The sequence below is a fragment of the Neobacillus terrisolis genome (assembly GCF_051233475.1).
In the GTDB taxonomy this organism is placed as follows: Bacteria; Bacillota; Bacilli; order Bacillales; family Cytobacillaceae; genus Bacillus_BU.
The window spans coordinates 46,045-59,033 of sequence record NZ_JBKFGH010000037.1 but is presented as its reverse complement, the minus strand read 5'-3'; the positions used below and the strand labels follow the sequence as shown (position 1 = coordinate 59,033).

Sequence of the window (12,989 nt, the reverse complement as noted above, 5' to 3'; positions counted from 1 at the left end):
GGATTTAAATGCTACCTTTCTTCACAAACCCATATCCAAATGAATTGTTGTATTCAGCCATTGCGCGTTACCACTTTTATAGTGGGAATCTTGATTGTAAAGATACGTTGGAAGAGTTGTTTGGCAGTCGTTGTGTGATACCGAGTGTGGAGATTGGTAGCTATTTTTCTGTTTTAGCAGAAAAACTAGGACCACATTACTCGGTGGAATCGCTTTTAGGCAACCATACGATTTATCTGTATTATGCTTCGTTTTTATCCAAAAATCGGCAGCAGGAAATTTTGCAGGATGTATTACAAGATGGACAGGCATTATATACAAGGCTTGGCATTATAGCGGGAAGTGTTTGTAAAAAGGATGGTTTATATTATTGTGCTGAATGTGCAAAGGCAGACAATGCACAATACGGAGAACCGTACGTTCATAGAGAGCATCAGCTTCAAGGAATTAATTATTGCCCTCATCATGAAGTGCCATTGCGTAAATATCCAGTTACAACAGATAGTCGGATACAATATGTCAGATTTGAGTTAAAGCATATGAATTTAACGGCTATTTATGAAACGGATCCATATAAGGATATAGCTGTAACAATAGCAAAGCAGGCATATCAACTGTTCCAATTACCTTTACATGAACTTTCAAGAGAAATCATAAGCTCCAAGTATCGATCGTTATTAAGAGAGCGCAATTTAATAACGGCTTCAAATGGTGTACGACAAAAGGAGTTATATCAAGCGGTTAAGTCACATTTTCCAAAGGGCTTTTTGCAACTGTATGAAAGTGAATTAAATGAGACATATGAATACAATTGGCTGAAGGTGTTACTGCGTAATTCCAAACGTCATGTACATCCGCTACGTCATTTATTTCTACTGCATTTTTTACAACTGGATGTAGAGCATTTGCCAATTATTTCGACAGATCGAGGTGCGTTTGGTAATGGTCCATTTCCTTGTTTAAATAAGGCTTCATCTCATTATAAGCAGTTCATCATTCAAGATGTAGACGTAACAAGGGATTCTAAAACGAAAAATTTGATTGACACATTTACATGCTTATTTATGCAAGAAAACAATCGACAGACATATTCAAGATTGGGCGAGTAAAAGAATTTGGTCATGTATGGTATCAAAAATTAATCGAACTTTCACGTGAAAAATATAAGTATCCGAGCAATTGCAAGAGAGTTAGGTGTAGATTCCAAAACGGTAAAAAAATATTTAGAACAGCCATCGTTCAAACAGGACCAGCAAAAGGTTCCAATGACAGTATCAAAACTAGATTTATATAAAGTGAATTTATTACGATTGTGCAAAAGCATCCGCAATCAAGTAGAACGCAATTACGTAAAACTTACCAAAACAAATGCAATTAAAACGCTATATGAGCAATTGTGGACGTCTGAAAAGCCTATTCGAATTACGATATCTCTTCTAGGGAAACGTTTAGGTATATTAGCCATTCTTGAAAGACATTTAGAAAAGCTGCCTATTACAAAGCGTTTATTAGAGCAAATTACGGAAAGTGTACAACAATTTCAAATTCGCCGGTGCTGTAAAATCATTGATAATCTGAAGTGCGAATTGAGCGATGTAAAATTATGGCGTGTTCAAAGGTTAGCAGGAATAAAGCCAAAGGATTTTAAAACAATTCGACCAATACTAGAGGTATATTTACAGGAAGGTGGAATCGATGAACAGCAAAGATATAAAGCTTATATCTTGGCCGTTTGATAAAGGGGCACGCGTGAAATTAGATTGGATCGGTCGCCTTTTAGATACGAAAAAAAAGTCGTGCTGCCAGTTTATTTTAGTGGAAAAGTTAATGGGTATTATACAACTGAAAAGTTAATATTTGATTGGACCGTATTAACTCCTTTAATAATCCAGCATTATTACGTTGATGGAGTTATTACGAAACCTATCGCACCTAATCAAACTGAAGAAATTATAATTACAATAGATCCAAATTACGTTGGATATTTTGAACAAAACTATTCAATACGTGGAACAAACTATACGGAAACATCGCAAACTTTCGTTATCAAATACAATGGAGAGCGTTTCTACCTACCGTTAATTGAAGTACTTAGAGGAATAATTGCACCTAATGCATTTCTATTGAATTGCTTATTTGAAATGAACTCTTTGCCACTATATTTCACAGAGCAATATGAGCTTAGATTTATTACGATTACACTTCACATCTTCTTATAATGCAAAGTATTTAAAGAATGAGTATTTGCATCATTTAGTTTGGCTGTTAATGAACAATATCGTTCGCAAAGTATATGAGAATATGTCTAGTAACTTTCATTTTAATAACTCTATAAAGTTTGAATGGCCATTTCAAACATCAATTAAACTTAGGCTACGTGTAAAAAAATGGCAACAGGATATACAGTTCTAAATATCAAAGCGATGCTAGAAAAAGAACTACAGATTTCTAATTTAGAGATTAGTCACCCTAGCCTTGTTCGTCAGGAAAAATCGAATGAGCCAAGAAAACGTATAATTCTCCCCCTTTCAAATTCAGGTGATTATGAAGCTGATGCAACAGTTGATGGACGTACAAATGAATTTGATGAGGTAGTAACTGACACTTTAACTCATTAGTACATAGATCCTCTATTAATCACTAGACAAAGAACGGTCTCAACTAAACAACGTGACGGAATTGATGATAATACAAAAAAGACAGTTAAAGCAGATGCTAATAGCAGTTCAATGGGTGATATTGGCGGAACAAATATATTAAAAGGTTTGGAAGTTAAGTCATTACAAAATACATATGTTAATGGTGAATTAGCGGATTTTATAGAAGTATTAAATGAATTATCAATGACTTATTTTGTAGAAAGTGTGGATGCATATGTTGGAGAATTAACGGACATAGGAGAGCGTTCATTTGCGTTATTAGATGATGGCGTTACCCCTAGGAAGTATATAGTGGTATATGTAAAACTAAGGAACGGAAAAGAAGTTGCATTATTAGAAGTTGAAAGAGCTGGGCGTAGTGTATCTACTTTAATTATTACATCCTTGAATGGGTCAAATATTAAATTATATATTGAGCCTTTATTAAAATATATTATATTCAGTTCAGGTAGTTGGTTAAAAGAAGGTTTAGTGAAATGGGAAAAGAGACTAGCAATTTATAAAGTAAAGCACACAAGTAACTTTAAAAAGACGGTAATCAATAAAATTTCGGATATTTAATAGATAATCCTTTTAATACATTTAAACTTTAATTATAATTAAAGAAAATCATTTTTTATTGTGATTTTATCGACAAAATGCAAAGGGGATTGGTTTGTTGATGAAAAAGTTTTGTTTGTCAGAAGAGCTAAATGAAAGCATTGTTGATGGAATTATCGAAGGGTACAAGGATTATTTACGTGTTAGAAAAGAAGCAGCACGTAATTTAAAAGTTCATGGTGCTTACGCATGGGTAAAAGGAAATCATATTGATCACCACGTGGCAGTTCAATGTGAAAAATTAGGGGTGGAAAGTAAGCTTTCGAAAGCTGGAGTTACGTGGCAATATTTACAATTTAGTGTTGAAGATATCAAAACACTATTTTTGATAAAAAATGCACGTTATTTTGATCCAGAAGCTGTTGATAGAGGTAAGGATACTTATGGACGTTCTAAAAGTAAGAAATCAGCTTATATGGAGGAATTTATAAGTATTAATGAGGATGTAGAGTTTCCTAGTAAGACTAATAAAACTCTAGGTGGTCAATCACGCCAATTAGTATTGTTTGACGAGACACCCTTCGATTCTTTAACGAATGAAGAAGTGTCAGAAATAGCTAAACAATATGACAGGTTTTATATTGTTACTTATGAAATTGATGAAGAATTTTTAATTAGTGCTATTAAGCTATGGATGCCTAATCCCGTAAATAATAAAGCTTACTTAGTTGAAGATTTAACGGATCTTATCAATACTAAAACATCTCATATAATTGAAATGGAAGATCAAACTAAGGCAATCTTACAAAATTCAACTGAAATGCCTGATGCTAGTTTATATGATATTGAAATTGTCGAAGATGATAGCGATGAAGCAACTGGAGAGAGTTAATATCAAATTAAGAAAGGAGCTACTAATTTGTTTATTGGTAAAAGCTTAACTAATATCCGGATTTTAAATGAGCTAAGTCGTTCACAGCTAGCTGAAGAACTGGGTATTACAGAACAAGCTGTTTGGCAATATGAAAATGGTTATGTGTCTCCTAAATTAGAAGTAGTAAATAAGATGAAAACTTTATTTAAAGTTAAATCAGCTTATTTTTTTCGCGAAGATTTACTAGAGAACAGTCAACCAGAGAATATCCGCATAGAAAGAATAGCCTATCGCTCAGAGTCAATAAATTCAGCAATGAAGACTCAGAGCGAACTAGTGCATGTGAAATTTTTAGATGCATTTATAAAGAAAATAGGCAAAAAAATAAAATATCCTAAAAATGAAATATTATCATTACGCCAACAGGTATTAGAGTATTTGAATTCTAATCAAGATATTGAACGTGAATTGCAAATTCGCTATATAGCACAATTGGCTAGAAAGCATATTAATTTATCGGATGATAATAATAAAAACTTCTTATTTCATTTGGAAAAATCAGGTGTATTTATTTTTGAAAAATCAATTGGCGAAACAATTGATGCATATAGTTTATGGTCAGAAGATGATATTCCATATATTGTATTAGGTAATATGAAAAAATCAGCAGCACGACGGAATTTTGATTTAGCCCATGAATTAGGACATTTATTGTTACATTACAAAACAGAGTTTAATATGCTTGATAATTCATCTTATAAAATAAAAGAAGATGAGGCTCACTTATTCGCTTCAGAGTTTCTTATGCCTATGAAAGCATTTACTGAAGATGTTTCAAAAATCAATAAGGTATCTAATCCTAATGCTTATAGAGAATTAAAAGAAAAGTGGTTAGTCTCGTTACAAGCTATGGCTATGAGAGCTAGAAACTTGGAATTAATTACGCATCAACAATTTCGTTATTTTTTTATGTCCATAAATAAAAATGGATATAGAAAAGAAGAACCGTTAGATGCTGTTCTTCCTATTGAGAAGCCAATGAAAGTAAGAAGTATACTTCAGCTAATCTTGGAGAAGAAGATAATTGATTTACAACAATTAACAGAAGAATTAAAAGTAGATATAATATTTCTAGCAAGTATTACTGGGATTGAAGAGGAGTTTTTTGCAAAGTACCTTGATAATAACCAGCGAAGCTTTTCGATTAATGATTTAAAAATCATTAATTAATGTAGAATTTAGAAGACTGTTCTTCAGAATTGAATGAAGTCTTCTTTTTATTTTCTATTATTTGGTTAAAATTTCCAATGAATTATTGGATTTAGGAGAGATTGATTGGTCTGCTAGTGGAGAATTGAAATTTATTAAGGGTGTGGCAGGATTGAAATTATTAGCTACTGATATAAAAAGTTGTTTAAGCTAATATTTAGATAATAAGGGGGTGTTATTTAACATTCCTTTTTTTGTTTGATTTCATGTTATAATATGGTAATTTTAAAAATTACGTCGTACAAAATTTATTAAATTACAAATACCGCATGGAGATATACATCAATGATCGAAATATTTACCCTATATTTATGTAGATGAATAGTAACAATTTGAAATGGGAACCTCTACATATACCATTAATTATCAGAAAATAAGTAAATGATTATCCTTAGTTAATCTAAAATATATTAGTGCAGGTGATATTATGAACAGTACTGAATTGTCGACATCGGTGCAGCAGATTTTTAATGATAATACATGTTATCAAAATCCAATACAAGCAGTGAACCAAGCTGATTCTATAACTGCTTTATCAGTAGATCTTTACACAGACTCTGATAGATTTATATATGAGCTTCTACAAAATGCTGATGATTCAATTTGCAGAGCTGATGGAGTAAAAGTTTGGATAAAAGTCTTTAATGATGAGTTAGTAGTGGCGCACTCAGGTAAAGTATTTGATAAAAAAGATATTATTGGTATCTGTAATATTAACAATGGAACCAAAAAAAACGATTTAAAAAAGACTGGATATAAAGGAATTGGATTTAAATCAGTATTTGGTCAGTCAAATAAAGTTGTAATATATACTGATGGCGAATTTTTTAGATTTGATAGTTCGTACAATTTTGGGTGGAAATGGGAAGATATATCGCAAAAAGACTGGGAAAATGAAAATAATAGAATATTTCAATATCCGTGGCAGATAATACCTATATATACCGAAAGTAATGAAATTAGAGAAGAAGTCAGTAAATTCATTTCAGATATAGATGCAAATGTTGCAACAATACTTGAAATAAATCATATTGAAGAAACGATAGACGCAATCTGTAAATTATCAGAGAATATTAATATGTTTTTGTTTTTAAAGAATATAACAGAAATTAATTTTGAAGATAAAGTTATTACAATTGATCGATCTAACATCGATAGAATAATACTAAATAAAGGTAAGGAATCTCAAAAAGAATGGCTATTAAAAAATATTAATTTAAATGTTTCAGAGGATTTAAAAAAAACCCTTTTAGAAGAACGGCATATTCCCCCGAAATTATTAGATGCCGATTTTATTGAAATGATTTTTGCGGCACAAATTGTTAACAACAGCATTGTTCCTTTAGAAAAAAAAGATAGAATTTTATATTCATATTTACCTACAGGGGAAACAAAGTACGAGTTTCCTGTATTGGTAAACACGAATTTTATTATGTCGGCTAATAGGGAAAGTATTCATAAAGATTCAAAATGGAATCAATGGTTGTTTGAATCCATTTCGTATGAAGTTTTTAAATGGGTTTCAGAGTTGGTTATCACTGAAATTTCTTTTGAATCATATAAATTAATACCTGAACCAATATCATATAGTGACGATTTAGCAAATTCATATAATATAGGTGTGAAGAAGGCAAAAGAAAAAATAGCTTTTCTTTTATCTCGTGAAAATAAATTAATAAAAGTAAGAGAAGCGTTAATAGACTTTACTTATTCATCTGAAAAGAACTTTATAAATGAAGAAGCTATCAAGAATTTCATTATAAAATATGATTCTACGGTCACATCTAAGTTTTTTGTTAAACAATGTTCATTTTTGAGCAAATTAAAAAATCTTGGGGTTAGAAGTTTTGAATGGAAAGACTTCAAATTATTTTTAAAGTCAGTATTTTTCAAAGAAACACATGCGATTCAAAAAAACATGGAGTTAATTAAATATTTAAAGTGGTGTTGTGATTCAGAAAAGGTTAAAGATGTTACCGAAGAATACCTATACAACCTTCCTTTTATTTGGGATCATAAAAATCAAATTAATTATCCTAAACAAGTTTGTTTTCCAGCAGTTGGTGATGATAACTGGGATAATATAGAGAATGAATTATCTTTTGTCCATAAAGATATACTAGTCTGGTTGTTACATGAATTAGAAATAAAAATCTGGTTGGAAAATCTTGGAGTAGAAGAAAAGACTGATATAACTTACATAAAACAAAATATCCTACCATATGCAAGTACCTATATTGATGGAAATAATGCAATATCTGAAATTCAAAAATTATTTTCATTATATAAAAAAGGCGATCTCAAAGAAAATCTTATAATGCAATTATCAGAGATTAAACTAATGACTAGTAAAAACACATTATTGCGAGCATCTGAGTGTTACCTGTCTGATTTCTATAATCCGAGATTGAAAATTGAAAAGATACTTAATGAAGACATATTCATTAGTGAAGAATATTGCTATAACATTCAAGAGAAAAAGGATTGGAGAAGATTTTTTGAACTTCTGGGGGTTAAGGATGGAATTAACCCTATTCTCTTTAATGAAAAAGAGTCTAAATCTATGTTGTTAACCTATGGTGTTAAAGCGGATTTTTTTAATACAGAAGATATGAGTCATACTCCATATATTACAACATTTTATGCTGATGAATTTTCTAACATTGTTAGTTTAAATTTAATAAATAATATCGAAAATAATTATAAGGTAAGTTTTCTTTTTTGGGAAGATTGTATAGAAAATAATACTTTATCAGAACTTAATAAAAGTGCAATAGCATATTGGGGGAATTATGGTAAGGCTGGTCGCATAATTGGGGATCCCATAGCTAATTATTTACCATGGTTTATTAAAAATATAAAATGTATTCCCACGCTTCAAGGTAAAACATATGTATCTTCAGAAGTTTTTTTAAATGAAAAAGGAATAAAAGATATTGCTGGAAAATATTTGCCGGTATTTAAAGGTCCGGACCTATCGCAGGACTGGAAAGCTTTTTTTAAATTTAAAACGATGATAGATTTAAATGATTATCTAAATATACTTCTACAAATTTCTTTAGATGTTCAAGAAGATGGTATGTTGAAAAATGAAAATAACGAAAGATTACAAGCAATTTATACAATTTTGCTTGATGAGTGTATTAATTGGAGTGAAAGTGATATTGAAAAAGTTGGTATTTGGTCTAAAAATAATAGATTGTTGAATAGTAAAAATACTTTTACAGAGTGTAACAATTTATATTATTTTATAGATGGTAATGAGACTATTTTTCAAGAACAATATGCTTTTATAAAATTGAATGCTAAAAATAAAAATCATCCAAATCTTAAAATATTATTGACGTGTTTTCAAGTGAAGTTATTGACCCAAAATCATTTCAAATTAGTATGTGCTAATGAAGAAAAGTGCGATAGTCTAAAAATTAAGCTAAATATTATTGTTCCTTATTTTAAATCATGGATACAACATGAAGAAATCGATGACAATACTAAACAAAATATATTAAAGTTACAAAATAATATTGATGATTTGGAAATTTATGAAGCAGAAGATTTAAAAATAACATATGAAGAAATGAACTTTATGAAATATGTGAACTTGCATGTTGATAAAAATAAGATTTATGTAACAAAACCGTGGAATTCAAATAGTGTACTATTAAAATTGGCAGAAAACCTATGCACTTATTTTGGATTAGAGGGATATAGCAGTAAGCTTGATTTTTTATTAAGAGCTGAAAGTGATGAAATAAGTAAATACTTTTTTCAAGAAGGCATTGAAGTACCATTAAAAAATATGAGAGATATAACTAGTTTGGCAATATCAGAGGGCGACAATGATACCTATAAAAAAGATATATCAGAAGACTTTTTTGAAGATTCATTGCAGCATCTTAGTAGAAAGACATATATAAAATCACTTATTCCAAGAGCCGTAGATAATGTACTTAAACATCTTAGTACATTACCAGAATATGATTGTACCGCTGCTGATGTAATTTCAGAAAGTGTTATTGGAGGTATAATTAAAAATGGTAACGATATAAAAGTAGTGGCTAGACCATCAGATAATGATAAAATTAGACTCTATTATGATTCTGAATTTGATGTTCTTGAATATGTAGATGCAGAGATTTGGTATGAGGATGGCATTACACCTCCTAAACAATTTACACTTGGACAACTCTTGAAAATGACAAAAATTAATAAAATACCGATCAAAAAAATCAATATTAAAGATGCTGAATTTGATAATCCTAAATCTGAAATATTAGAATTTGATGCGGTGCCTTTTTCACCTGAAAAAACAGCTAAAGTAATTGCCTCGTTTGCTAATACTAATGGTGGTACTATAGTATTTGGTATAAAAGAGCTATCACCTATAAAAAATGAAATTGTTGGACTTAGTACGGACTTTAATGTTATTGATATAACAAATAAGGCAATTGCAATGCTTAATCCAACGCCTAATGTAAGTTTTGATTGGATAAAAAAAGGTGAAGAATTAGTATTTGTTATTGAAACAGAAAAAGCTGATGAGGATATACGTTTGAATAATCAAAAGTATATCCGAAAAGTATCTTCTACTGTGGTACTAGACGATAAAACAGGGAAAACTGATTTGATGGTAAATAATCCAAAGTTTAAAAGAACAGTAGCTATTATTATTTCAATAGAGAATTATTTTCCAAAGCAAATAAATCCAATATCGCCAGTAAAATATGCTAACAATGACGCTGAAAAATTTAAAGAAATACTAGTAAATAAATTTAAGATAGATGAAAGTGATATCATATTTTTAAAAAATGAACAAACTATAAAAAATGAGATAGAAGATGTTGTTAAATACCAAATGTTCTCTATGACTGAAGAAGATAGACTTATATTTTATTATGTGGGACATGGGTTTCATAATGGTACCACTAACTATATCTCAACATACGATATGAGTAAAACAGATATATCGAACACTGCAATTTCATTACGAAAGTTATTACTTGATCCATTAAAACACTCTAAATGCAATAATGCACTCATTTTTATTGATGCATGTGCTCAAAGTTTTATAGATCAATACTCTAGAAGTACTATATCTAATATCAATACCGAAGAATTGATGATTTTCTCAAATGAGTTTCCTCACTATGCATTATTTTTGTCATGTCAAGATGGGGAAAGTTCTTATTCTTGTGATAAATTAAAAAATGGTATATGGACTCATTATTTAACTAAAGCAATAAATGAGTCGGTGGATGAGGTAACTCTTAACTATAAATACATTACAGATAGAAAATTGGGAGATTATTTATCTTTAAATGTATCTCAATACGCAAAATCTCAATATGGTTGGATTCAAAATCCTAAGACAATTCTCGATTCAAGTTATGAAAATGTAATAAATGAAGTTAGAGGATAATGTGTTCGAATGGGCTGGAAAGATAATATCTTATTGTAAGTAGAAAATTATTAAAAGTGTTAAAGAGTGCTTCGCTTTAATAATAGTATAAGGCAATTAGGCATCCTAATTAATTATTCTGGTTCACAAATTATCAATCTTTTTTATAAAAGTTAGATTCAATCAAAAACCAAACCCACAAATTTTGATCAATCTTTATTCAAAATTTGTGGGTTTCCTCTATTATAAAATCAACGTTTGTACCCCGCTTTTAATCAATCTTTATTTCAAACCAACAGATACAGTGAATGTATCAAGGTTTTGTTTTTGTGAAATAGCTTTTTTTATTTATTTAAATATCTCCATAACGTTGTTCGACTGATACCAAGCTGCTCAGCTGCTAAAGTTTGGTTGCCATTATGTTGATCAAGTACTAGCTTAATCATATCCAAATTAAATTCATGTAATGTTTTACTACTGTTAAATGAAATATTCATTCCATCTTCTGAATACGAAATATTTCCATCCAATTTTTGTTTGCCCAAAATACTATTGACATTATTACTAGTTATATATAGCGATTTAGATAAATATACTAATTCGGTTAGAATTTGTTTTAACTGTTTGAAATTACCTGGCCAATTATATTGTGAAAGAGTAGCGAGAGCATTGGGCTCGTACCCGATAATATCAGTATTGTTTTCAATATTTACCTTATTTAAAAACATCGTTAATATAGCTGATATTTCATTTTTTCTTTCTCTTAATGTTGGTAGAAGAAAACTAATACAATTCATTCGATTCATTAATTCTTTATAGAATTCTGATGTAATACCTTCAGATGTTTTTTCACAAATAAAGATCAGTCGATTATTTACGTGTAAGTTAGTGGATTCAATAATAGTAATTAACTTTTCGAAGTTTTCATTTGAAATTTTATCAAAGTAATTAAACTGGATTGTATTACCAGCTTCAAGGAAAGGGCCGTTACTTGTGTTTAAAAGGTGTTTCCACATCGTATCATTTAGTAAGTTACAATTAATCGCCACCATTGTATTATTGTTATGATTTTGACTGGTGAATACACTTTGAGAGACGATATCTTTTCCTGTACCTCTTTCTCCTAGTAATATAATTGGCGAATTATTTGAATTGATTTGTTTAATTTTATCGTTAATATCATCTGTGATAATAGGATTTTTATATAAGTGATTATTTAATTTTTTTTCCACTTCTGCCTTATCTTCATATGTAACACCGAATTTAGAATTCATGATAGGTGTTACAGACTTTTGAACAGTTACAATATAAAAAATATCATTTTTCTTATTTGAAATATTTATTTTTAAGTTATATAAAGTGTTGTTTACTGAATGATAAAAAGTATGTGATTCATTAAATAGAACTGTATCTTTTTTATTAAGCAAATAATTATAGATTGAGAAATTAATTTCTGTATCTAAACTTGAATAAATCAATTCAAACTGACTGGATAAAATTAAGCAGTCAGTTTTAAAATTTCCAATAGCTTCTTTAAGTAAGTTATTTTGTATTTTTAATCTTTGAAGATGCATACTTAACTCGATTGCTTGTTCGAATGTCCGTTTAATACTTTCACTTCCTGATGTAATTAGGATAGTATTTAAAGAAATTTCTAGTGCTAGTTTATTTGTTATTGCATCACAAAGAACTAATTCAATCCCTTTTTCCCCCAGTGATTTTAGTAGGCCTAAAGTATCACTTGAATCATCTATAGTATATATTTCCACAGAATAGTCTAATATGTCACAAATTAAATGGGCAGTTTCAGTAATACTTGAATAACCCACAATAGCAAATTTGGAAGTGTAGTTATTTGCTAGTTTGATCGCTCCTAAAATGTCATATACAGATATTGAAACATCTATAACTGGTATAGATACATTCTTCCTAATTAAGTCAGCTGTACCTCCTCTTGATATGACAACATCGTAATCGTTATGAATTACCTCCAGGACTAAATTTTTCCCTTCTTGTAAATCGCCCGTATACGTATTTAGCAAAATGTTTGCGAAAGTAGATCCTACATTTTCCATTGAGTATCTTAACTCTTCGTAAGGTGCTATACCAAGGATTTTTGTTATCTTTTGCATATGCATTCCCCTTATGTGTTTCATATATAAACAGTTTAACGCTAATCCTTGAATTATGGTAGCGTTTTCTATAAAAAAGTTTCAAAATGTAACAATAATTATCGTTATCATATTTT

General features: G+C 29.8%; 9 protein-coding genes. 8 read left to right on the top strand and 1 reads right to left on the bottom strand.

The features are described from left to right. The first annotated feature begins 8 nt into the window (after positions 1-8). The 8 genes from ACI48O_RS19875 (at position 9) to ACI48O_RS19840 (ending at position 10,762) form a co-directional block, all read left to right on the top strand. Entirely contained in the window at positions 9-1,109 is a 1,101-nt protein-coding gene (locus tag ACI48O_RS19875) for a TnsD family Tn7-like transposition protein (RefSeq protein WP_435563581.1), read from the top strand. 45 nt (positions 1,110-1,154) lie between these two features. Next, entirely contained in the window at positions 1,155-1,736 is a 582-nt protein-coding gene (locus ACI48O_RS19870) for a hypothetical protein (protein ID WP_435563580.1), read from the top strand. A 24-nt stretch (positions 1,737-1,760) separates the two neighbouring features. Beyond that, positions 1,761-2,219, top strand: a complete 459-nt coding sequence (locus ACI48O_RS19865; protein ID WP_435563579.1) for a hypothetical protein — start codon at positions 1,761-1,763, stop codon at positions 2,217-2,219. A 168-nt stretch (positions 2,220-2,387) separates the two neighbouring features. After that, the gene (locus ACI48O_RS19860) at positions 2,388-2,618 is read left to right on the top strand and encodes a hypothetical protein (protein ID WP_435563578.1); all 231 of its coding nucleotides are present in this window, start codon (positions 2,388-2,390) and stop codon (positions 2,616-2,618) included. A gap of 111 nt (positions 2,619-2,729) precedes the next feature. Then, positions 2,730-3,221 (top strand): Tn7-like element transposition protein TnsE, encoded by a 492-nt coding sequence (locus tag ACI48O_RS19855; RefSeq protein WP_435563577.1) that lies wholly within the window; start codon positions 2,730-2,732, stop codon positions 3,219-3,221. Between the two features lie 100 nt (positions 3,222-3,321). Further along, positions 3,322-4,092 carry a spr1630 family ClpXP-sensitive toxin gene (locus tag ACI48O_RS19850; protein WP_472850886.1) on the top strand — a complete coding sequence of 257 codons (771 nt, stop codon included), beginning with the start codon at positions 3,322-3,324 and terminating at the stop codon, positions 4,090-4,092. A gap of 27 nt (positions 4,093-4,119) precedes the next feature. Further along, positions 4,120-5,304: a spr1629 family repressor/antitoxin gene (locus tag ACI48O_RS19845; RefSeq protein ID WP_435563575.1), complete on the top strand. Its 1,185-nt coding sequence runs from the start codon at positions 4,120-4,122 to the stop codon at positions 5,302-5,304. A gap of 466 nt (positions 5,305-5,770) precedes the next feature. Beyond that, entirely contained in the window at positions 5,771-10,762 is a 4,992-nt protein-coding gene (locus ACI48O_RS19840) for a sacsin N-terminal ATP-binding-like domain-containing protein (RefSeq protein WP_435563574.1), read from the top strand. A 323-nt stretch (positions 10,763-11,085) separates the two neighbouring features. Here ACI48O_RS19840 and ACI48O_RS19835 read toward each other — a convergent pair whose 3' ends face one another. Then, positions 11,086-12,873, bottom strand: a complete 1,788-nt coding sequence (locus tag ACI48O_RS19835) for a sigma-54-dependent transcriptional regulator (protein WP_435563573.1) — start codon at positions 12,871-12,873, stop codon at positions 11,086-11,088. Positions 12,874-12,989 lie beyond the last annotated feature (116 nt).

Bases quoted from the DNA above. Each gene is read 5' to 3' on its own strand.
- ACI48O_RS19850 (WP_472850886.1), top strand. From the start codon at position 3,322: ATGAAAAAGTTTTGTTTGTCAGAAGAGCTAAATGAAAGCATTGTTGAT.
- ACI48O_RS19860 (WP_435563578.1), top strand. From the start codon at position 2,388: ATGGCAACAGGATATACAGTTCTAAATATCAAAGCGATGCTAGAAAAA.
- ACI48O_RS19835 (WP_435563573.1), bottom strand. From the start codon at position 12,873: ATGCAAAAGATAACAAAAATCCTTGGTATAGCACCTTACGAAGAGTTA.
- ACI48O_RS19875 (WP_435563581.1), top strand. From the start codon at position 9: ATGCTACCTTTCTTCACAAACCCATATCCAAATGAATTGTTGTATTCA.
- ACI48O_RS19840 (WP_435563574.1), top strand. From the start codon at position 5,771: ATGAACAGTACTGAATTGTCGACATCGGTGCAGCAGATTTTTAATGAT.
- ACI48O_RS19855 (WP_435563577.1), top strand. From the start codon at position 2,730: ATGGGTGATATTGGCGGAACAAATATATTAAAAGGTTTGGAAGTTAAG.